Source organism: Streptomyces californicus, from assembly GCF_000717645.1.
Lineage (GTDB): Bacteria > Actinomycetota > Actinomycetes > Streptomycetales > Streptomycetaceae > Streptomyces > Streptomyces californicus.
Genome location: NZ_JNZZ01000003.1, coordinates 276,391 through 296,736, shown reverse-complemented (window position 1 = coordinate 296,736; position 20,346 = coordinate 276,391). Strand labels below are relative to the sequence as shown.

The window sequence follows — 20,346 nt, the reverse complement described above, 5'->3', positions numbered from 1 at the left end:
GTTAGCCTGACGCGACGCATTTACCTTCCGGATGGGGGACGGTCGTTACGCATGGCCAGGGAATTCCAACGCGGCCACAAGGCCAAGATCAGTGATCTCACGGCAGGGACGGATCTGTACGTAGGTGTGCAGATCGCGGCACCGGGGCTGACCTTCGACATCAGCTGCTTCGGTCTCGACGCCAACGAGCAGCTCTCCGACGACCGGTACTTCATCTTCTTCAACCAGCCGAAATCGCCCGAGGAATCCATTCAGCTCCTCGGTGCGCAGTCCGGTGACACCGAGTCCTTCCGCGTCACGCTCGACCGCATTCCGGCGGCCATCCAGAAGCTCTCCTTCACCGCGACGCTCGACGGCGCCGGGCAGATGTCCCAGATCGGTCCCGGGTACATCCGGATCGTCGCGGGCGGCGAAGAGGTGGTGCGGTACGCCTTCACCGGATCGGAGTTCACCACCGAGCGCGCCGTGATGCTCGGCGACTTCTACCTGAAGGACGTCTGGCGTTTCGCCGCCGTCGGCCAGGGCTTCGACGGCGGTCTCGAAGCGCTGCTGAAGAACTTCGGCGGCGAGGTCGCCGAGGAGGAGCCGCCGCCCGCCGCCGCGCCGGGCTTCGCCCCGCCGGCCCAGGCCGCCGCGCCCCCGGCCTTCGGCGCCCCGCCCGCCCCGCAGCCCGCGCCCGCCTTCGGCGCCCCGTCCGCGCCCCGGGCCCCGCAGCCGGCACCGTCCTTCGGCGCCCCGGCTGCCCCGACGCCGCCGCCCGCGCCGCAGCAGCCGATGCACGCGGCCCCGACGATCGCGGCCCCCCTGGCCCCGCAGCCCCCCGCGGCCCCGCAGGCTCCGTCCCCGTACGGCCAGCCGCAGCAGCCGCAGTTCGGCCAGGTCCCGGGCCAGGGCGTTCCGCCCGCCGCGCCCTTCGGTCAGCAGGCTCCGTCCCCGTACGGCCAGCAGCCCCCGGGCGTCCCGCAGGGCGTTCCCCAGGGAGTTCCGGCCACGGGCGCCGGGCTCCGAGCGGCGCTGCAGCCGTACAAGGAGACCGCGACCGGTCAGCGCTGGACCCCGCAGAACCAGCAGCTCATGCGGGTCGACCTGACCATGGGCGGTGCCGGGGTCCTGGCCCGCCAGGGCAGCATGGTGATGTACCAGGGCAAGGTGGACTTCGGCTACAAGGGCGCCGGATTCGTCGGCCGCGCCGTGGGCAACGCCACCGGCCAGGAGATGCAGTTGATGCGCTGTACCGGCCGCGGCCAGGTGTTCCTCGCCGAGGAGGGCTCGCACCTGCACCCGATCGAGCTGCAGGGCGACGGCATCTGTGTCTCCGCCGAGAACGTCCTCGCCTTCGACGAGTCCCTCCAGTACGAGGTGCGCAGGGTCGAGGGCCACGGCATCCCCGGCGGCGCGCTGTTCACCATGCTGTTCCAGGGCACCGGCACCGTGGTCGTGAAGACGCACGGCACCCCGGTGGTCCTGCCGGTCACGCCCACCACGTTCGCCGACTGCAACGCGGTCGTCGCCTGGTCGGCCGCCTCCCAGGTGATCGTCTCCAGCCAGGTCCGGCTGCGCCGCAACGCGTACCCCGGGCACAGCGGCGAGACCGTGAACCTCCAGTTCCGGGGAGCCCCCGGCAACTTCATCGTCGTCCAGCCCTACGAGGTCTGAGGGAGCCCGTCATGAACCAGCAACTCGCGGGCTTCGCCCCGACCCCCGTCACGGCCCGGATGGAGAACCACGGCAGGACCATGCTCAAGGTCGCCATGGCCTCGGGGCAGGACCTCTACGCGCGCACCGGCTCGATGGTGGCGTACGAGGGCTTCATCCAGTACGAACCCAACCCGCCCGCCGCGCGGCAGATCGCCTCCCAGTGGATCACCGGCGAGGGCGCCCCCGTCATGAAGTGCTCCGGCGACGGGCTGCTCTACCTCGCCGACTACGGCGCCGACGTGGTCGTCATCAACCTCGACAACGACTCCATCTCGGTCAACGGCACCAACCTCCTCGCCTTCGACGCCCACCTCACCTGGGGCGTCGAGAAGGTCAAGGGGCTCGCCAAGTTCGCCGGGCAGGGCCTGTGGAACGTCGTCGTCCAGGGCACCGGATGGGTCGCCATCACCTCCCGGGGCACCCCGATCGTCGTCGACTGCGGACGCGGCGAGGACGAGACGTACGTCGACCCGGACGCCCTCGTCGCCTGGTCGCCGAACCTCAAGGTGAAGGGCAAGCGCAGCTTCAAGGCGGGCTCGCTGATCGGCCGGGGCAGCGGCGAGGCGTACCAGATGGCCTTCTCCGGCCAGGGCATCGTCGTCGTCCAGCCGAGCGAGGACAGCACGGACCGTCTGCGGATCCGGAACTGACGGGGAGGGAGAACACATCATGCAGAGTCCGCTTTTCAGCCACACCGAGCAGCAGACCCAGGACCGGTACGCGATCCAGAACCCGCAGCTCCTGCGGCTCTCGCTGAACGGCCACGACGACGTCCTCGCTCGCAAGGGCGCGATGGTCGCCTACCAGGGCCTGATGGACTTCGACGGGGAGTACCAGTCGCGGAGCCAGCGCAACGCCCGCGCGCGCACCGGCGAGGGCCTCGACCTGATGCGCGTGTCCGGCCAGGGCACCGTCTACCTCGCCAACCTCGCGCAGTACATCCACGTCGTGGACGTCGACCGCGAGGGGATGACCGTGGACAGCTCCTACGTCCTGGCGCTCGACTCCTCGCTGCACACCGAGGTCATCGCGGTGGACAGCCAGTACGGCATCTCCGGGAGCGGCAAGTACCAGCTCAACATCTCCGGTACGGGCAAGGTCGCCCTCATGACCTCGGGCCAGCCGCTGATGATGCAGGTCACGCCCGAGAAGTACGTGAACGTCGACGCGGACGCGATCGTCGCCTGGTCCAGCTCCCTGCGCGTGCAGATGCAGGCGCAGACCCACTCCTCGGGCGTCTTCCGGCGTCGTGGCAACACGGGGGAGGGCTGGGAGCTGAGCTTCCTCGGCCAGGGCTTCGCGCTGGTCCAGCCGAGTGAGGTCATGCCCCCGCAGAACGCCCAGATCGGCCAGGGCGCCCGCGCCCAGTTCGGCATGGGCCAGCACGGCTCCCACGGCCAGAACCAGAACAACGCCTGGAACTGACCGGCACCCGCGGAACACGACGGTAAGGAGCGGCCTCAAGGGAGGCCGCCCCTTACACATGTCCACTCGGTCGGCCGTTACAGCCGGGCCCTCGTCGCCTCCAGCAGCCGTACGACGGAGGCGTCGGCCACGCCGGGCACATCCTCGTACGCGAACCAGCGCAGCTCCAGGGACTCCTCGCTGATCCGCTCCGCCGCCCCGGCCGGGGCCAGGGCCGCATACTGCACGTCCAGGTGCCAGTTGCACGGGGACGGGATCGCGTGACGGTCCAGCCGGACCGGTCCGCCGGGCAGCAGGGCCAGCCCCGTCACGCCGGACTCCTCCGTGGCCTCACGCAGCGCGGCGGTCTCCAACGAGGTGTCCTCCGGCTCGCAGTGGCCGCCCATCTGGAGCCACATCCGCAGCTTCCGGTGCAGGGTCAGGAGAACCTTCTCCCGCGACGGGTCGATCACCAGGGCGCTGGCCGTCACATGCCCGGCCCCGCACGCCTTCCACATGCCGTCGGGGTGCCCGGCCAGATGGTCCAGATAGACCCGGCGCAGCTCGGCCTGGTCCCCGTCCGCGCCCTCGGGGGCGTACTCCTTCAGTACGCGGACGGCGTCGTCGTGCAGGGTCACCGGTCGCGGCCGTCCTTGCCCTCGTCCGTCCCGTCCTCGGCGCTGTCGTTCTCGCCGTCCTCACCCTCGGCCGGCTTCGACTTCTCCGGCGCGGCCGTCCCCGAACCCTGCGCGGCCTCGCCGAGCATCCTGTCCAGCTCGGAGAAGTCGGCCTGCTCGTGGTGGACGAATCCGTCCGGGTCGTCCAGGTCGCCCGCGGTCGGCAGCATGTCCGGGTGCTCCCAGAGCGCGTCGCGGCCCTCCAGCCCCCGCGCGTCCGTGAGCGAGGCCCACAGCCGCGAGGCGTCCCGGAGCCGGCGCGGGCGCAGCTGGAGGCCGATGAGCGTGGCGAACGTCTGCTCGGCCGGGCCCCCGGACGCACGGCGCCTGCGCATCGTCTCGCGCAGCGCGTCCGCCGAGGTCAGGCGGGACTTCGCGGCCTCGTGGACCACCGCGTCCACCCAGCCCTCCACCAGCGCGAGCGCCGTCTCCAGACGGGCCAGGGACGCCTTCTGCTCGGGCGTGTCCTCCGGCTGGAACATGCCTTGCTGCAAGGCGTCCTGAAGCTGCTCCGGCTGCGAGGGGTCGAACTGGCCGACGACGTCCTCCAGCTTGCTGGTGTCGACCTTGATCCCCCGGGCGTACGCCTCGACCGCGCCGAACAGATGCGACCGCAGCCACGGCACATGGGCGAAGAGCCGCTGGTGGGCGGCCTCGCGCAGGGCCAGATACAGCCGGACCTCGTCCTGCGGGACGCTGAGGTCTTTGCCGAACTTCTCCACGTTCAGCGGGAGGAGCGCGGCCTTGCCCGCCGGGCCCAGCGGCAGCCCGATGTCGGTGGAACCGACCACCTCACCGGCCAGCGTGCCCACGGCCTGGCCGATCTGCTGGCCGAACATGGCGCCGCCCATGGAGCGCATCATGCCGATCAGCGGGCCCGCCATGGCCTGCATCTCCTCGGGCAGCACATCGCCCATCGCCAGGCCCACCCGCTCGGCCACCGGGTCGACCAGCTGCCGCCACGCGGGCAGCGACGCCTCGACCCACTCCGCCCGGCTCCACGCCACGGTGGAGACCGAACCGGAGGGCATCGACGTGACGCCGTCCAGCCAGAGGTCCGCCAGCCGCAGCGCCTCGTCGACCGCCGTGCGCTCGGACGGGCCGACGCTGGCGTCCTTGGAGCCGTCCGCCGTGCCCTGCGAGACCGTCTGGCGGGCGATCTGCTTGGCCATGTCCCAGTTCACGGGACCGCCCTCGTAGCTCAGCATCTGGCCGAGCTGCTGGAAGGCGGCGCCGAGATCGTTCGGGTTCATCGCGCCGAACATCGCGGCGAACGGGTTGTCCCCGCCCGCGCCCGGCCCGAATCCGAACGGGTTTCCGGGCCCGCCCGCGCTCTGCCCACTCTCGGTGGGGTCCTTCTTCTTGCCCTCGTCGCCGTTCTCCGGCTCCTCCGGCGGAAGGCCGAATCCGAATGGGGTGTCACTCACGGGTTTCCTCGGCTCGTAGGGCCGCCGGCTCGAACCGACGGCGACTGCCCGACATCACCATCCAGCGTAGACACCACGCCCGCTTCGGGCCTCAGTGCTCCGCCGACTCCCGGCCTGCGGCAGGATGGACGCCACCTGGTACGTACGCGTCACGTCGGGTACGTACTGAAGACAACCGCTGGAGACGCCCGGTGAGTTCCCCAGATCCGCAGGTTCGCGCAGCGCGAAACCTGACCGACCCCTCGCCCGCGAGCACGACCGAGGAGAAACGCCCCCGGGGCCGCAGAAACCGGGGCCCCGTCGTCGCGGTCACCGGCGCCGCCACCGGGATCGGCGAACTGCTGACCGCCCACCTCGCCGCGTCCGACGAGGTCAAGCAGGTCATCGCCATCGACGAGCGCCGCGGCGAGGTCTCCGAGGCGACCTGGCACATCCTGGACGTCCGCGACCCGGCCATCGCCGAGAAGCTGCGCGGCGCGGACGTCGTCGTCCACCTCGCCCTCGACCTCGACCTGGAGACAGACCCCGCCGCCCGCACCGCGTACAACGTACGCGGCACCCAGACCGTGCTCACGGCAGCGGCTGCGGCCGGGGTCCACCGGGTCGTCCTGTGCACTTCGGCGATGGTCTACGGAGCGCTCGCCGACAACGACGTGCCGCTCTCCGAGGACGCGGAGCTGCGCGCCACCGCGGAGGCCACCGGCGTCGGCGACCTCCTGGAGATCGAGCGGCTCGGCCGACGCGCCCCGCGCGCCCACCCCGGGCTCAATGTCACCGTCGTGCGCCCCACCATCCTGGTCGGCGGCACCGACACCGCCCTGACCCGCTACTTCGAGTCCCCGCGTCTCCTGGTGGTCGCCGGATCGCGCCCGACCTGGCAGTTCTGCCACGTCGAGGACCTGGTGACGGCGCTGGAGTACGCCGCCCTGGAGAAGATCGACGGCGAGTTCGCGGTGGGCTGCGACGGCTGGCTGGAACAGGACGAGGTCGAGGAGCTCAGCGGCGTACGCCGGATGGAGCTGCCCTCCGCCGTCGCGCTCGGCGCCGCGGCCCGGCTCCACCGGATCGGGCTCACCCCGTCCCCGGCGGGCGACCTGGCGTACACGATGCACCCCTGGGTGGTCAGCGTCAGCCGGCTGCACGACGCGGGATGGCGTCCGAAATGGACCAACGAGGCAGTGCTCGGCGCGCTGCTCGAAGAGGTCGAGGGCCGCCACACCGTCGCCGGCCGCCGCCTCGGCCGCAAGGACGCCACCGCCGCCGGAGCCGCCGGGGCCACGGTCGCCCTGCTCGGCGCCGCCGCCGTCGTCCGCCGGGCCCGCAAGGCCCGCCGCCGCATCTGACCGTCCCCGGAGCCTCCGGCGGCCCTGTAGGAGACTCCAAACGGGGCGACCCGCCGCCGGTGGATGAGGCAATTCCGGGTTGTCGGAGCCGTACGGCACGATGGAGGCATGGCACCCACCCACGACCACCCCGGCGAATACGCGGCGGACGACCCCGTCCGGCTGCTGGCGATCCGGGACACCCCGCTCTCCGTCGACGAGGTGTTCCGCGCCGTCGGCGACGACGCGGCGGGCGGCATCGCCCTCTTCGTCGGCACCGTGCGCAACCACGACGGCGGACAGGACGTCGGCGCCCTCGGGTACTCCTGCCACCCCTCCGCCGAGGACGAACTGCGCAAGGTGGCGGAGAAGGTCGTCGCCGACTTCCCGGTCCGCGCACTGGCGGCCGTCCACCGAGTGGGTGAACTGGCGGTGGGCGACCTGGCCGTCGTCGTCGCCGTCGCCTGCCCCCACCGCGCCGAGGCGTTCGACGCCTGCCGCAAGCTCATCGACGACCTCAAGCACGAGGTTCCGATCTGGAAGCACCAGCGGTTCTCGGACGGTACGGAGGAATGGGTCGGAGCCTGCTGATCGCAAACCGGACGGAGGCGCATCAGCCCCGATTTGCGTAACCGCACCCCCGCCATGAGCGTTGGTCTTCCAGATCGTTAATCTGCTGATCGGGGTACCCGGTCGCTCATGGTAGGGAGGTCGTGATGGCGGCACTCGCTTGGCTGTTGATTCCCGTTATCGCCGCGGTCGGCGGCGCGATATGGGCGGGCTGGGCAGCCCGCAACCGCACGACCGGCGATGTCACCGAACTCGCCGGCTACGCCCGGTTCCGCGACGCGATGGCGAAATCGCATTCCGGTTCCGAGGACTCCCGAGAGCCGGAGCACGCCGCGTGACCGCCTTCCGCCGCGCTCCGGTCGCCCCGTACGGACCGGCCCCGGCAGTGCACTGACAGGCCCTTCCCGTACTGTCGTTCCATGCCACGCCGCACCGCGACGATGCTCGCCTCCACTCTCGTCCTCATCGCGCTGCTCTGCGCAGGCGTGCTGATCAAAGTCCCTTACTCGGAGATGTCCCCGGGACCGACGGTGAACACCCTGGGCGACGCGCGCGGCGAGCCCGTCCTGCAGATCTCCGGTCGCAAGACGTACCCGCCTTCCGGTCATCTCAACATGACGACGGTCCGTGTCACCGGGGCGGAGTACCGGATGAACATCGTCGAGGCCGTCTACGGATGGCTCACCCACGACAGCGTCGTGGTGCCGCACGACACGCTCTACCCCGACGGCAAGACCGAGGAGCAGTCCACCCAGGAGAACGCCGAGGAGTTCAGCCAGTCCCAGGAGAGCGCCAAGGTGGCGGCCCTCAAGGAGCTGGACATCCCGGTCGCCACCCAGATCGTGGTCTCCAGCGTGGTCAAGGGCAGCCCGTCCGAGGGCAAGCTGCACGCGGGCGACGTGATCAAGGCCGTCGACGGCACGGCGGTCGAGGAGCCCGGTGACGTGGCGAAGCTCGTCACCGAGCACCGCCCCGGCGAGAACGTCGTCTTCACCATCGTCCCGGAGAAGGAGGCCGCGGCCGCCGAGAAGGCCGGCCGCGCCCCCGAGGGCGGCGAGAAGGTCACCGTCAAGACGGTGAAGGCCCCCGCCGCCGAGGGCGAGGAGGGCGGGAAGGACCGGGCGATCGTCGGCATCAGGGCCGGGACCGACCACACGTTCCCGTTCGAGATCGACATCAAGCTCGCCGACGTCGGCGGGCCGAGCGCCGGGCTGATGTTCTCCCTGGGCATCATCGACAAGCTCACCCCGGGCGACCTGACGGGCGGCGAGTTCGTCGCGGGCACCGGAACCATCGACGACGCGGGCAAGGTCGGCCCGATCGGCGGCATCAACATGAAGCTGGTCGGCGCCCGTGAGGCCGGGGCCCGCTACTTCCTCACCCCCGACGAGAACTGCGCTTCGGCGGCCGCCGACACGCCGGACGGACTCACCCTCGTACGGGTCAAGACCATCGAGGACGCCACGAAGGCGCTGGAGCAGATCCGTTCCGGGAAGACCGCCGGCCTGGCGAGCTGCTCGACCGGCTGACGCAGCGCTGCCCGGGAGCCGTGGACGGCTCCCGGGCAGCGACCGGATCAGGACGCGGACGTCACCGCGCCACAGCACGCGGACGTCACCGCGACACAGAGCGCGGAGATCGCCGCGCTCACGACGCGAACGTGACGGCGATCAGGACTCGAACGTCGCCGCGAGCGCCTCGGCGAGACCGGGCACCAGGCCGGCGCCGGTCAGCACCTCGGTGGGGGAGTCCTTCTCGCGCAGCCGTACGGCGGACTCGCGGGCCCCGTCGCGCAGGACGGCCACGGTCATCCGCACCTCCTGCCGGTCGGGGTGCTTGGCCACCCACTTCGTCAGCTGCCGGTCGCTCAGGTCGTCTGGGACGGACGCCTCGGCGGACGGCGGCAGCATCAGCCGCTCCACCGTCATCGCGCAGCCGACGACGGCGTCGGGCCAGGCGATGGTCGCGAGGAATTCGTCGAGCGCGGTGCCCGGGGGCAGCTCGTCCTGTTCGATCGGGGTGAGCGCGGCGACGGAGGAGCCGGGGTCCTCCAGGCCGAGCTGGGCGGCGAGGCCGGGCTCCTGGACCCGCAGCCGGTCGGTGTCGACCAGGGCGAACAGCCGGGCCGGCTGGTCCCAGCCGAGGTTGGAGGCGTAGGCGTCGATTTCGAGGACGGCGACGGTGAGTGGACTCGCGGCCATCGGGGGTCCTGCGGGGGAAACATTGGGCATGGGCAATATCCTGCCTCCTTCCGCCCCGGGAACGGGAACTAGGTAAAGCCTCAGTAAGTTGCATAGGTGGGCTCTACGTTCCCTGGGCCTGTTCCACACGACCGCGAACTTCGAGGTGCGCACGTTGGCTTTCCAGATGCCGGACCGCGGCGGAGGCCCGACCGGGCCACGGATCAGAGTCGGCCGCCCGTCCCGGCGTGCCCGAACCCTGCTCATGACTTTGGGTGTCCTGGCGGTCCTCGCCATGGCCTTCGTCATGTTCGCGGGGTTCTGGACGGACTGGCTCTGGTACAGGTCGGTCGCGTATTCATCCGTCTTCACCACCACCCTGTGGACCAAGATCGGGCTGTTCCTCGTCTTCGGACTGCTGATGGCCGTGGCCATCGGTGTGAACATCTGGCTCGCGCACCGGCTCCGGCCGCCGCTGAGCGCGATGTCCCTGGAACAGCAGAGCCTGGACCGCTACCGCATGAGCATCGCCCCCTACAAGAAGTGGGTGCTGCTCGCCGTCACGGCGCTCGTCGGACTGATCGCCGGGGCCTCCTCCTCCGGCCAGTGGCGCACCTGGCTGATGTACGTCAACGGCGTGCCGTTCAACCAGAAGGACCCCCAGTTCAAGCTGGACGTCGCCTTCTACGCGTTCGACCTGCCGTGGTACCGCTTCCTGCTGGGCTTCGGCTTCGCGGCGACCGTGCTCTCGCTGATCGCCGCCGCGCTGACGCACTACCTGTACGGCGGGCTGCGCATCACCAGCCCGGGCGCGCGCGCCACCGGTGCGGCCACCGGCCACCTCTCGGTGCTGCTCGGGGTCTTCGTCTCCCTGAAGGCCGTGGCGTACTGGCTCGACCGGTACGGGCTGGCCGTGAAGTCGAGCGACTTCAAGGCCACCGACAACTGGACGGGCCTGCGGTACGTCGACGCCAACGCCTATCTCCCGGCGAAGACCATCCTGTTCTGCATCGCCGTGATCTGCGCGGTGCTGTTCTTCGCGACGCTGTGGCGCCGCACCTGGCAGCTCCCCGTCATCGGTTTCGGCCTGATGGTGCTCTCGGCGATCCTGATCGGCGGGCTCTACCCGGCGATCGTCCAGAAGTTCCAGGTCCAGCCGAACGAGCAGGCCAAGGAAGCGCCGTTCATCCAGAAGAACATCGACGCCACGCGCGACGCGTACGACATCGATGACGCCAAGGTGGACGACTACGACGGGCAGGCGACCACCGAGGACGACACCAAGCTGCGGGCCGCGGCCAACACCGCCGCCAGCTACCGCGTGATGGACCCCAACGTCGTCTCCCCGGCCTTCCAGCAGCTCCAGCAGCGGAGGAACTACTACCAGTTCCCCAGGACGCTCGACGTCGACCGCTACAAGGACAAGGACGGCAAGGAGCAGGACACGGTCATCGGCCTGCGTGAGCTGAACATCGAGGGCATCCCGAAGCGGAACTGGATCAACGACCACTTCACGTACACCCACGGCTACGGCGCCATCGCGGCCCGCGGCACCACCACCGGCACCAACCCGACGGGGTCCCCGGACTTCACCGAGTCGGGTCTGCCCTCCACGGGTGAGTTCGGCAAGTACGAGCAGCGGATCTACTACGGCGAGAAGACCGAGCAGTACTCCATCGTCGGCGGGCCCCAGAAGGAGCTCGACTACGAGGAGGACGGCGAGAAGACCACCAGTTACAAGGGTGACAGCGGGGTCAGTCTCTCCAACACCTTCAACCGTGCCGCGTACGCGGTCTCGTTCAGCGAGCCGCAGATCATGTACTCGGGAGCCATCGGCGAGGGCTCGCGGATCCTGTACAACCGCACGCCCAAGGAGCGCGTCGAGGCGGTCGCCCCGTGGCTGACCATCGACGGCGACGCCTACCCGGCGGTCGTGGACGGCCGGATCCAGTGGATCGTCGACGCGTACACCACGAGCAACGGCTATCCGTACGCGTCCCGGACGACGCTCGGCGACACCACGGCCGACTCGCTGACCACCAACCAGCGCGCGGTCGTCGCCCAGCAGAACCAGGTCAACTACATCCGCAACTCGGTGAAGGCCACCGTCGACGCGTACGACGGCAAGGTCAAGCTGTACGAGTGGGACACCGAGGACCCGGTCCTCAAGACCTGGCGCAAGGCGTTCCCGGGCACGGTCGAGGCCCGCGGCGACATCCCCAAGGCGCTGATGGACCACCTGCGCTACCCGCAGGACCTGTTCAAGGTCCAGCGCGAGCTGCTGACCCGCTACCACGTCGAGGACCCCGCGCAGTTCTACAGCGGTTCCGACGCGTGGCAGGTGCCGGACGACCCGACCAACAAGGAGCCGGGCTCCGTTCCGCCGTACTACCTGAGCATGAAGATGCCGGGCCAGGACGCGCAGCAGTTCTCGCTGACCACCACGTTCACCCCACGGGGCCGCCCCAACCTGGGGGCCTTCATGGCGGTGAACGCGGACGCGGCCAGCAAGGACTACGGCACGATGCGCCTGCTGAGGGTCACCTCCACGGTGAAGGGCCCCGGCCAGGTGCAGAGTGAGCTCAACGGCAACGACGACGTCGCCGAGTTCGTGAGGAACCTGAAGGGCACCGACTCGGACATCGAGTACGGCAACCTGCTGACGGTTCCGCTGGAGGGCGGCTTCCTCTACATCGAGCCGGTGTACACGCGCGGTGGCAACCAGAACTACCCGCTGCTGCGCAAGGTCGCCGCCTCCTACGGCTCGAAGATCGTCTTCGAGAACAACCTGGGAGACGCGCTCAACGCGGTCTTCGGAGTCGACGGCGACGCGGACACGACGCCACCCGACCCGAGTGAGCCGCCGGGCGAGACCGACGAGCCCCCGGCCACCGGTGACGCGGCGCTCAAGAAGGCCATCGCGGACGCCCAGAAGGCGTACACGGACGGCGAGAAGGCGCTGAAGGAGCAGGACTGGCCGGCCTACGGCAAGGCCCAGGACGCCCTGCAGGAGGCCCTGGAGCGGGCCGCCGCCGCGCAGCCCAAGTCGGGCGGCGACGGGGACAAGGCCGACGGCGACAAGCCGGCGGACGATGCCAAGCCCGCCAAGCCGGACAGCTCGGCCTCGCCCGCGAGTGCCGAGAAGCCGGCGGACGGGGCGAGGAAGCCGGAAGGGGCCGAGCAGGGCTCCGACCAGGGCAGCTGAGAAAAACCCACCCCGCGTCGTGGTACGGTTTGAACACAACGACGCGGGGTGGAGCAGCTCGGTAGCTCGCTGGGCTCATAACCCAGAGGTCGCAGGTTCAAATCCTGTCCCCGCTACTGAAAGACGAAGGCCCGGATCTCCCAGGGGATCCGGGCCTTCGCCATGTCCGGAGTGAGTGTGCCGTGCCGATTTCACGCAGAGGGCGTGAAGCGCGGTTCGCTGGGCAGCAGTTGGGTCCGGACGTGTTTCACTTGTCTCTCTGTGGGCATGTCGACAAAACGCTGTAGTGACCTCACTGTCCGCGATATACCGGGTGTACGCGGGTTACAGGTGGTGCGACGATGGTATTTATGGGGGACAGGGCAACTCTGTTGGAGACAGGGCGGTTTGCGCGACAACGCGGCCAAGAGCCGGATAGCGCGGTAGACGCGTCTTTTGCCGCTGCCGCCGCCGGGACGGGTGCGCCGGTCCAGCGGACCGGTGACCTCGACGCGCCCCCGTCCGACAGCGACACGGCCACGCCCGACGGCGACCCGGCACCCGAGAGCACCGGACCCGAGGACGGCACCACCGACGCGCTCGATGCCGCGGACCATGCCGAGAGCGAGGCGCGGCACCGCCGCGCCGCCGACGCCGGCGACACCGCCTCCATGAGCGTCCTGGGCGCCCTGCTGCTGCGCCGGGGCGACCTGGACGGCGCCGAACGCTATCTGCGCGCCGCCACCGCCGACGGCGACCGGGCCGCCGCGAACAACCTGGGCGTGCTGCTGCACCAGCGCGGCTACCCGGACGAGGCCGCCGGCTGGTGGCGCATCGCCGCCGTGGCCGGCTCCGCCGCCGCCGCGCACGCGCTCGGCCGGCACCTCCGCGAGCGCGGGGACGAGCCCGGCGCCGAGTACTGGCTGCGCCAGTCCGCCGAGCAGGGCCACGCGCTCGGCGCGTACGCGCTCGCCGACCTCCTGGAGCACCGCAGCGACGTCGGCGCCGAGCGCTGGCTGCGCGCCGCCGCCGAACAGGGGCACCGCGAGGCTGCCTACCGGCTGGCCCGCGCCCTGGAGCGCAAGGCCGTCGAGGACCCGCACGAGGCGTTCGGTCTCGGCCGGAGCCCGGTGCGGACCGGGACCGGCCTGAGGCTTCCCACCGTCGCGCCCGCGCCCCCTGCCGGCGGCGGCGAGGGCAGGAGCGCGCTGGACGGCGACAGCCCGGTGGCGGGTCCCGCCGCGGGCCGGGTCGGTGAGGCCGAGCAGTGGTACCGCCAGGCCGCCGCACGCGGCCACCGGCGTGCCGCCCTGCACCTCGGCGCGATCCTGGAGCAGCGCGGTGAGCTCAAGGAGGCCGGACGCTGGTACCTCACGTCAGCCAAGGACGGCGAGGCGCGCGCCGCCTGCGCGCTCGGCTTCCTGCTGCGCGACGCCGGCGACGAGGAGAGCGCCGCCGTGTGGTGGCTGCGCGCCGCCCAGGACGGCGACGGCAACGCCGCCAACGCGCTCGGCGCGCTGCACGCGGCACGTGGTGAGCAGCAGACCGCCGAGCGGTGGTACCGGGCCGCCATGGACGCGGGAGACGTCAACGGGGCGTACAACCTCGGGCTGCTCTGTGCCGCCCAGGACCGTATCCCGCAGGCCGAGCAGTGGTACCGCCGTGCCGCGTACGCCGGACACCGCGAGGCCGCCAACGCGCTCGCGGTGCTCCTTCTCCAGGCCGGCGACCACACCGGGGCCGAGCCCTGGTTCTCCAAGGCGGCCGAGGCGGGCAGCGTCGACGCGGCCTTCAACCTCGGCATCCTGCACGCCGGCCGCGACGAGGACCGCACGGCGCTGGGCTGGTACGAGCGGGCCGCGGCGGCCGGGCACACCGACGCCGCGCTCCAGGTCGGCATCGCCCTCCTGCGCGACGGCGAGGACCAGGAGGCCGAGCGGCACCTGCGCTGCGCGGCGGGCGGCGGCAGCGCCGAGGCCGCGTTCCGGCTGGCCGGCGTGCTGGACGCGCGGCAGCCGCCGCCGGGGCCCCCGGCGCTCGGTGAGCCGATGCCGGAGAAGACCGAGTGCGAGGAGTGGTACGAGCGCGCCGCCCAGCAGGGCCACCGCCGCGCCCAGGTCCGGGTCGGCATGCTCGCCGCCGCCCGGGGGGACGTGGAGAACGCCGCCCACTGGTACCGCGAGGCCGCCGAGGCGGGCAGCCGGAACGGGGCCTTCAACCTCGGGCTGCTGCTGGCCCGTGAGGGAAGCGAGCGCGAGGCCGCCCTGTGGTGGACCCGGGCCGCCGGGGCCGGGCACGGCCGGGCGGCCCTGCGCCTGGCGCTGCTCGCGGCCCGCCGGGGCGAGCTGACCGAGGGGCAGCGCTGGTGCGCGCGGGCCGTGGAGCTGGGGCCGGCCGAGGTGGCCGAACGGGCGGCACGGCTGCGCGAGGCACTCCATCAGGAACTCACGGCGTGACACCGGGGCAGAAGCTCACCCACGCGTGACACCGTGCCCGGAACTCACGGCGTGACACCGGGGCTGCAACTCGCGGCGTGACACCGGAGCAGAAGCTCTCCGCGTGACAGCGGGGCCGGGCGGCGCGCTCCGGCCGGCCCCGGGCGCGGCTTCGGACGGGGAGCGCACCGCCTGATCCTCCCCCCTGGGAACTGCCCCGCCCTCCGCCGGTAGCGCCCACGCCCCGGGGCGGCGTGAAGGGATTTGCATCGCCCGATCCGCTGACGTAACGTTGCATTCACCGACGCGGGGTGGAGCAGCTCGGTAGCTCGCTGGGCTCATAACCCAGAGGTCGCAGGTTCAAATCCTGTCCCCGCTACTGAAGACGAGGGCCCGGATCTCATCGAGATCCGGGCCTCCGTCATGTCCGGGCCTGGTCATGCCAGGGGGCCGGCGAGCGTCGAAGGTGTCCGGGTCCCGGTGCGCGCCGTCGTCCGGTGGCCGTGCGGCCCCGCCCTGCCCCCGTGAACGCGGAAACGCCGATGCCGACCCGTACGGAGCGGGTCGGCATCGGCGCGGTGCGTGTGTGCCTCAGGCGGTGGGGGCGCAGTTCGGGCAGAGCCCGCGATACGTCACCTCGACGTCGGAGACCATGAAGCCGTAGCGCTCGTCCACCGGAAGGTCTGCCAGCGGGTTGCCCGCCGGGTGCACGTCCCGGATCGCGCCGCACTGTCCGCACACCAGGTGGTGGTGGGGCTGGTGGGCGTTGGGGTCGTAGCGCTTGGCCCGGCGGTCGGTGGACACCTCCAGCACCTCGCCGAGGGACACCATCTCGCCGAGCGTGTTGTAGACGGTGGCGCGCGAGATCTCGGGTAGCCGGGACACGGCCCTCGCGTGGACCTCGTCCGCCGTCAGGTGCACGTGGTCCCCGTCGAGGACTTCGGCCACGACCCGCCGCTGCGCCGTCATGCGCCAGCCGCGTCCGCGAAGTCGTTCCAACAGGTCGCTCATGGGGCCCAGCCTAACAGTGGAGGGACGGAATCCCGATCGGGTGTGACTTTGGACGCGCCGTCACCTTGGATATATGTGGATCTTGGATGTCCTATGACTCTGGATGCTCACTTGACTTGGACTTTGTCCATTGTAGGATCGGTATCGGCATAGACCAAGGGACAGGCTGTGCGGAACATCGGCCCGGTGGCAGGGCCGGCCGATCACCGAAGTGCAGGACACACGCAGGAGGCGCACGTGACGCAGGGACCGCTCACCACGGAGGCCGGCGCGCCGGTCGCGGACAACCAGAACAGTGAGACCGCGGGCCCCGGCGGTCCGGTTCTCGTCCAGGACCAGGCGCTGCTGGAGAAGCTCGCCCACTTCAACCGTGAACGCATCCCGGAGCGCGTCGTGCACGCCCGCGGCGCCGGCGCGTACGGCACGTTCACGCTGACCCGTGACGTCTCGCAGTGGACCCGGGCGAAGTTCCTCTCCGGGGTCGGCAAGCAGACCGAGACCTTCCTGCGCTTCTCCACCGTCGCCGGCAACCTCGGCTCCGCCGACGCCGTGCGCGATCCGCGCGGTTTCGCGCTGAAGTTCTACACCGAGGAGGGCAACTACGACCTCGTCGGCAACAACACCCCGGTGTTCTTCATCAAGGACGCCATCAAGTTCCCCGACTTCATCCACACCCAGAAGCGCGACCCGTACACCGGCTCGCAGGAGGCGGACAACGTCTGGGACTTCTGGGGCCTCTCGCCCGAGTCGACGCACCAGGTGACCTGGCTCTTCGGTGACCGGGGCATCCCGGCCACGCTGCGCCACATGAACGGGTACGGCTCGCACACCTACCAGTGGAACAACGAGGCCGGCGAGGTCTTCTGGGTCAAGTACCACTTCAAGACCGACCAGGGCATCAAGAACCTCACCCAGGACGAGGCCAACAAGCTCGCCGGCGAGGACCCCGACAGCCACCAGCGCGATCTGCGCGAGGCGATCGAGCGCGGCGACTTCCCCTCCTGGACGGTGCAGATCCAGATCATGCCCGCGGCGGACGCGGCGACCTACCGCTTCAACCCGTTCGACCTCACCAAGGTGTGGCCGCACGCGGACTACCCGCCGATCGAGATCGGCAAGCTGGAGCTCAACCGCAACCCGCGGAACGTCTTCGCCGAGGTCGAGCAGTCGATCTTCAGCCCCGCCCACTTCGTGCCGGGCATCGGCCCGTCCCCGGACAAGATGCTCCAGGGCCGCCTCTTCGCGTACGGCGACGCCCACCGCTACCGCGTCGGCATCAACGCCGACCACCTGCCGGTGAACCGGCCGCACGCCACCGAGGCGCGGACCAACAGCCGGGACGGCTTCCTCTACGACGGTCGTCACGAGGGCGCGAAGAACTACGAGCCGAACAGCTTCGGCGGCCCCGCCCAGACGGGCCGGCCGCTGTGGCAGCCGGTCCCGGTCACCGGTGTCTCCGGCAACACCGAGGCCCCCGTCCACGCCGAGGACAACGACTTCGTGCAGGCGGGCGACCTCTACCGGCTGCTGTCGGAGGACGAGAAGGGGCGTCTCGTCGACAACCTCGCCGGGTTCATCGCCAAGGTCTCGCGCGAGGACATCGCCGAGCGCGCGATCAACAACTTCCGCCAGGCGGACGACGACTTCGGCAAGCGGCTGGAGGCCGCGGTCCAGGCCCTTCGCGGCTGACCGGGCGTTTGCCGTCGGCGGCGGGCCGGATTCCCTCACGGGGTCCGGCCCGCCGGTCGTCGGGGGACCGGGCAGCCGAGCCCCACCGGGCGTCGGGCACCGGGCGGCCGGGCCCACCTGCCGTCGGTGCGGCGTTCGGCCTGGGGCTCAGCCGGGGGCCGGCCGGGGCATCAGCCGGTGGCGACGGCGGGGCGCCTGCGGCGGGCGGGCGACCAGCAGCGGATGATGTCGCGCACCGACACGATGCCCACGGCGCCGTCGCCGTCCAGCACGATCAGGTGCCGGAACCCGCCGTGCGTCATCGCCTCCGCCGCCTCCTCCAGGGTCCAGGCCGGCGCGGCGAACACGACGTCCGTGGTGGTGTGGGCGGACGCGGTCTCCCGGTCGGGGTCCAGCCCCGACCCGACCGCGTCGAGGATGTCGCGCTCGGTGATGATGCCGAGTCCGAAGGTGTCCGGATCATGGACGACAGCGGCCCCGATCCGGCGGGCCGACATCAGCCGGGCCGCCTGGCGGAGCGTATGGGTGGGGCCGATGGTGAGGACCACCGTGCTCATGGCGTCACGGACGAGCATGAAACGAGCCACCTCCTCGGTGAGTCGACTCTGTGAGTCGATTCACAAGTTCACAAGTGGGGGGACTCTCAGAGTCGCACCCATGGAGCGGGTCGACAAGGGGTGGGCGGAGCGCGCCGGAGGGCGTGCGGACGGCATCCGGCGCGCCCCCGTGCGCCGCGTGAGCGGTGGGATTCCGGCCAGGCCCGGACGTACGAGGTTCGCGAAGCCCGAGAACTCCCCGAGGACGACGGGCGCCGAGGTCAGGAGGTCCGGACGAGACGGCTGAGCAACTCGTCGTGGAGCAGCCCGTTGGAGGCCGCGGCGTTTCCGCCGTCCACGCCGTCCACCCCGTCCAGCGAGGTGAACCGGCCGCCCGCCTCCTGGACGATGATCGCGGGCGCCGCCATGTCCCACAGCGACAGCTCCGGCTCGGCGCACAGGTCCACGGACCCCTCCGCCACCATCATGTACGACCAGAAGTCTCCGTATCCCCGCGTCCGCCAGCAGGCCCGGGTGAGGTCGAGGAAGCCGTCGAGGCGGCCCTGCTCCTCCCAGCCGGAGAGCGAGGAGTACGCGAACGAGGCGTCCGGAAGCCGGCCCACCTTCGACACGTGCATCCGGGTCGCGGAGGTGAGGCTACGGCCGGTGAACGCGCCCGCGCCCTTCGCCGCCCACCAGCGCCGGTTCAGCGCCGGCGCGGAGACCACGCCCATGACCGGCCGAAAGCCTTCCCCGCCCCCGTCGGCTTCCATCAGGGAGATCAGCGTCGCCCACACCGGCACGCCGCGCACGTAGTTCTTGGTCCCGTCGATCGGGTCGATGACCCAGCGGCGCGGGCCGCTCCCCTCCAGCCCGTACTCCTCGCCCAGGATCGCGTCGCGCGGGCGGGCCCGGTGCAGATGGCCCCGGATCAGCTCCTCGGCGGCCTTGTCGGCCTCGCTCACCGGGGTCATGTCCGGCTTGGTCTCCACCTTGAGGTCGAGAGCCTTGAACCGGTCCATGGTCGCCGCGTCGGCGGCGTCCGCCAGTACGTGGGCGAGGCGCAGATCATCGTGGTAGTCGGGCATGCCGTCACAGTATCCAGCGCCGCCGTGCGCGGGCCACCGTCCCCCGGCCGCAGCCCTTCGACGCGCACCCTTGACAGCCTCCGGGAGCGCGTCAACGCTGAACCGCAGGAGACCCGGGGCCAGGGGGTGGCGGCGATGCCGAGAGCGCGGCAGGCACTGCTGGAGGCCGCCCACCGGGCGTTGGAGGAACGGGCCTGGCGGTCCGTGCGGATGGCCGACGTGGCCGCGCTGGCCGGGGTCTCCCGGCAGACCCTCTACAACGCGTTCGGCACCAAGGAAGGTCTGGCCGGGGCGCTGCTGCGGCGGTCCGCCGCCGACTACCTCGCCGGGGCGGACCGTGCGCTGACCGCTCCGGAACCCGATCGTCCGGCCGCCGTCGCGCTCTGGACCGTACGGGCCGCCCGGCAGGACGCACTGGTCAAGGCGCTGCTGACCGGGTACTGGGAGGACGGGCTGCCCCGCCCGGACCGCCGGCCCGGCTCCCGGGGGCGTACGGGCGGGAAGCCTCCGCCGACCCCCGAGGAACTGCTCGCGCTGGTACGGGAGCGGGCGGCGGGCGTCTCGCCCGGGGCCGCCGCCCGCTGCGAGATCGCGTTCCGGATCGCGCTGTCCTGCGTGATCGCCCCGGTGCCGGGCGACGACGCGGCGGACAGCAGGGCTCTGCGCCTGGTCCGGGAGGCGACCCGGGCCGTGAGGTAGGGCCGCTGGGGCGTCGGCGACCGGAGATGCGGCCGCCCCCGGGCTCAGTGCGCGGAGCCGGAGAGCTGGAGGCCGATCACGCCGACGATCACCAGCGAGATCGAGACCAGCTTCAGCGTGGACACCACGTCGCCCAGGAAGATCATCCCGTAGATCGCGGTCCCGGCCGCCCCGATCCCGGTCCACACCGCGTACGCCGGACCCACGTCCAGCTTCTTCAGTGCCAGGGTCAGCAGGCCGAAGCTCCCCAGCGCGAACGCCGCGAACGCGATCGTCGGCCAGAGCCGGGTGAACCCGTGGGAGAGCTTCAGACACACGGCGAAGCCGGTCTCCAGCAGGCCCGCGACCACGACCAGCAACCACGGCATCGTCAGGTGCCTCCCACGTAGGTGACGGCTTCGTCCCGTTCGGTGCGATTATGCCTTT

Annotated in this window: 18 protein-coding genes and 2 tRNA genes; 13 read left to right on the top strand and 7 right to left on the bottom strand. The window is 71.2% G+C overall.

Features of this window, described 5'->3' with window-relative positions; genetic code table 11:
- Nucleotides 1-51: 51 nt before the first annotated feature.
- The 3 genes from IF19_RS0106285 to IF19_RS0106275 are packed head-to-tail and all read left to right on the top strand — an operon-like array spanning nt 52 to nt 3,123.
- Complete coding sequence (locus tag IF19_RS0106285) at nt 52-1,656, top strand: TerD family protein (RefSeq protein WP_030113651.1); 1,605 nt, start codon at nt 52-54, stop codon at nt 1,654-1,656.
- Between the two features lie 11 nt (nt 1,657-1,667).
- Nucleotides 1,668-2,348 (top strand): AIM24 family protein, encoded by a 681-nt coding sequence (locus IF19_RS0106280; RefSeq protein WP_030113650.1) that lies wholly within the window; start codon nt 1,668-1,670, stop codon nt 2,346-2,348.
- 19 nt (nt 2,349-2,367) lie between these two features.
- On the top strand, nt 2,368-3,123 hold the full coding sequence (locus tag IF19_RS0106275) for an AIM24 family protein (RefSeq protein ID WP_030113649.1): 756 nt from the start codon (nt 2,368-2,370) through the stop codon (nt 3,121-3,123).
- A 77-nt stretch (nt 3,124-3,200) separates the two neighbouring features.
- Here the strand turns inward: IF19_RS0106275 and IF19_RS0106270 are convergent, their stop codons facing one another.
- On the bottom strand, nt 3,201-3,740 hold the full coding sequence (locus IF19_RS0106270) for an NUDIX hydrolase (protein ID WP_030113648.1): 540 nt from the start codon (nt 3,738-3,740) through the stop codon (nt 3,201-3,203).
- On the bottom strand, nt 3,737-5,206 hold the full coding sequence (locus IF19_RS0106265; RefSeq protein ID WP_030113647.1) for a zinc-dependent metalloprotease: 1,470 nt from the start codon (nt 5,204-5,206) through the stop codon (nt 3,737-3,739). The genes IF19_RS0106270 and IF19_RS0106265 overlap by 4 nt, the downstream gene beginning before the upstream one ends.
- A 191-nt stretch (nt 5,207-5,397) precedes the next feature.
- Here IF19_RS0106265 and IF19_RS0106260 point away from each other — a divergent pair, with 191 nt between their 5' ends.
- The 4 genes from IF19_RS0106260 to IF19_RS0106245 all read left to right on the top strand — a co-directional run bounded on the left by IF19_RS0106260 (nt 5,398) and on the right by IF19_RS0106245 (nt 8,627).
- Nucleotides 5,398-6,549, top strand: coding sequence for an SDR family oxidoreductase (locus IF19_RS0106260; protein ID WP_030113646.1), 1,152 nt, complete (start codon nt 5,398-5,400; stop codon nt 6,547-6,549).
- A 108-nt stretch (nt 6,550-6,657) separates the two neighbouring features.
- Complete coding sequence (locus tag IF19_RS0106255) at nt 6,658-7,119, top strand: molybdenum cofactor biosynthesis protein MoaE (protein ID WP_030113645.1); 462 nt, start codon at nt 6,658-6,660, stop codon at nt 7,117-7,119.
- Between the two features lie 125 nt (nt 7,120-7,244).
- Nucleotides 7,245-7,436 (top strand): hypothetical protein, encoded by a 192-nt coding sequence (locus tag IF19_RS0106250; protein ID WP_030113644.1) that lies wholly within the window; start codon nt 7,245-7,247, stop codon nt 7,434-7,436.
- Nucleotides 7,437-7,517: 81 nt separating this feature from the next.
- On the top strand, nt 7,518-8,627 hold the full coding sequence (locus IF19_RS0106245; RefSeq protein ID WP_030113643.1) for a YlbL family protein: 1,110 nt from the start codon (nt 7,518-7,520) through the stop codon (nt 8,625-8,627).
- A gap of 141 nt (nt 8,628-8,768) precedes the next feature.
- On the opposite strand, the gene IF19_RS0106235 is transcribed toward IF19_RS0106245, so the two are convergent.
- A complete protein-coding gene (locus tag IF19_RS0106235) occupies nt 8,769-9,329 on the bottom strand; it encodes a PPA1309 family protein (RefSeq protein WP_234307146.1) in 561 nt (186 codons plus the stop codon).
- A 136-nt stretch (nt 9,330-9,465) separates the two neighbouring features.
- Here IF19_RS0106235 and IF19_RS0106230 point away from each other — a divergent pair, with 136 nt between their 5' ends.
- From IF19_RS0106230 to IF19_RS0106215, 4 genes are all read left to right on the top strand, one after another.
- Complete coding sequence (locus tag IF19_RS0106230; RefSeq protein WP_030113641.1) at nt 9,466-12,483, top strand: UPF0182 family membrane protein; 3,018 nt, start codon at nt 9,466-9,468, stop codon at nt 12,481-12,483.
- 42 nt (nt 12,484-12,525) lie between these two features.
- A tRNA-Met gene (locus IF19_RS0106225) sits at nt 12,526-12,599 on the top strand.
- Between the two features lie 225 nt (nt 12,600-12,824).
- On the top strand, nt 12,825-14,918 hold the full coding sequence (locus IF19_RS0106220; RefSeq protein ID WP_030198585.1) for a tetratricopeptide repeat protein: 2,094 nt from the start codon (nt 12,825-12,827) through the stop codon (nt 14,916-14,918).
- 284 nt (nt 14,919-15,202) lie between these two features.
- A tRNA-Met gene (locus IF19_RS0106215) sits at nt 15,203-15,276 on the top strand.
- Between the two features lie 212 nt (nt 15,277-15,488).
- On the opposite strand, the gene IF19_RS0106210 is transcribed toward IF19_RS0106215, so the two are convergent.
- Complete coding sequence (locus IF19_RS0106210) at nt 15,489-15,908, bottom strand: Fur family transcriptional regulator (RefSeq protein WP_030113638.1); 420 nt, start codon at nt 15,906-15,908, stop codon at nt 15,489-15,491.
- A 237-nt stretch (nt 15,909-16,145) separates the two neighbouring features.
- On the opposite strand from IF19_RS0106210, the gene IF19_RS0106205 reads away from it, so the two are divergent.
- A complete protein-coding gene (locus IF19_RS0106205) occupies nt 16,146-17,597 on the top strand; it encodes a catalase (protein WP_030276011.1) in 1,452 nt (483 codons plus the stop codon).
- 170 nt (nt 17,598-17,767) lie between these two features.
- Here IF19_RS0106205 and IF19_RS0106200 read toward each other — a convergent pair whose 3' ends face one another.
- Nucleotides 17,768-18,172, bottom strand: a complete 405-nt coding sequence (locus IF19_RS0106200) for a CBS domain-containing protein (RefSeq protein ID WP_030113635.1) — start codon at nt 18,170-18,172, stop codon at nt 17,768-17,770.
- A 242-nt stretch (nt 18,173-18,414) separates the two neighbouring features.
- The gene (gene hisN / locus IF19_RS0106195) at nt 18,415-19,221 is read right to left on the bottom strand and encodes a histidinol-phosphatase (protein ID WP_030113634.1); all 807 of its coding nucleotides are present in this window, start codon (nt 19,219-19,221) and stop codon (nt 18,415-18,417) included.
- 135 nt (nt 19,222-19,356) lie between these two features.
- Between hisN and IF19_RS0106190 the strand changes: the two genes are divergently transcribed.
- Complete coding sequence (locus IF19_RS0106190; RefSeq protein WP_030113633.1) at nt 19,357-19,920, top strand: TetR/AcrR family transcriptional regulator; 564 nt, start codon at nt 19,357-19,359, stop codon at nt 19,918-19,920.
- A 44-nt stretch (nt 19,921-19,964) separates the two neighbouring features.
- Here the strand turns inward: IF19_RS0106190 and IF19_RS0106185 are convergent, their stop codons facing one another.
- Entirely contained in the window at nt 19,965-20,288 is a 324-nt protein-coding gene (locus IF19_RS0106185; RefSeq protein WP_030113632.1) for a DMT family transporter, read from the bottom strand.
- Nucleotides 20,289-20,346 lie beyond the last annotated feature (58 nt).

Coding starts and splice junctions, on each gene's coding strand:
- IF19_RS0106285 (WP_030113651.1), top strand. CDS start 52: ATGGCCAGGGAATTCCAACGCGGCCACAAGGCCAAGATCAGTGATCTC.
- IF19_RS0106280 (WP_030113650.1), top strand. CDS start 1,668: ATGAACCAGCAACTCGCGGGCTTCGCCCCGACCCCCGTCACGGCCCGG.
- IF19_RS0106275 (WP_030113649.1), top strand. CDS start 2,368: ATGCAGAGTCCGCTTTTCAGCCACACCGAGCAGCAGACCCAGGACCGG.
- IF19_RS0106255 (WP_030113645.1), top strand. CDS start 6,658: ATGGCACCCACCCACGACCACCCCGGCGAATACGCGGCGGACGACCCC.
- IF19_RS0106250 (WP_030113644.1), top strand. CDS start 7,245: ATGGCGGCACTCGCTTGGCTGTTGATTCCCGTTATCGCCGCGGTCGGC.
- IF19_RS0106245 (WP_030113643.1), top strand. CDS start 7,518: ATGCCACGCCGCACCGCGACGATGCTCGCCTCCACTCTCGTCCTCATC.
- IF19_RS0106235 (WP_234307146.1), bottom strand. CDS start 9,329: ATGCCCAATGTTTCCCCCGCAGGACCCCCGATGGCCGCGAGTCCACTC.
- IF19_RS0106230 (WP_030113641.1), top strand. CDS start 9,466: ATGCCGGACCGCGGCGGAGGCCCGACCGGGCCACGGATCAGAGTCGGC.
- IF19_RS0106220 (WP_030198585.1), top strand. CDS start 12,825: ATGGTATTTATGGGGGACAGGGCAACTCTGTTGGAGACAGGGCGGTTT.
- IF19_RS0106210 (WP_030113638.1), bottom strand. CDS start 15,908: ATGAGCGACCTGTTGGAACGACTTCGCGGACGCGGCTGGCGCATGACG.
- IF19_RS0106200 (WP_030113635.1), bottom strand. CDS start 18,172: ATGCTCGTCCGTGACGCCATGAGCACGGTGGTCCTCACCATCGGCCCC.
- hisN (WP_030113634.1), bottom strand. CDS start 19,221: ATGCCCGACTACCACGATGATCTGCGCCTCGCCCACGTACTGGCGGAC.
- IF19_RS0106190 (WP_030113633.1), top strand. CDS start 19,357: ATGCCGAGAGCGCGGCAGGCACTGCTGGAGGCCGCCCACCGGGCGTTG.
- IF19_RS0106185 (WP_030113632.1), bottom strand. CDS start 20,288: ATGCCGTGGTTGCTGGTCGTGGTCGCGGGCCTGCTGGAGACCGGCTTC.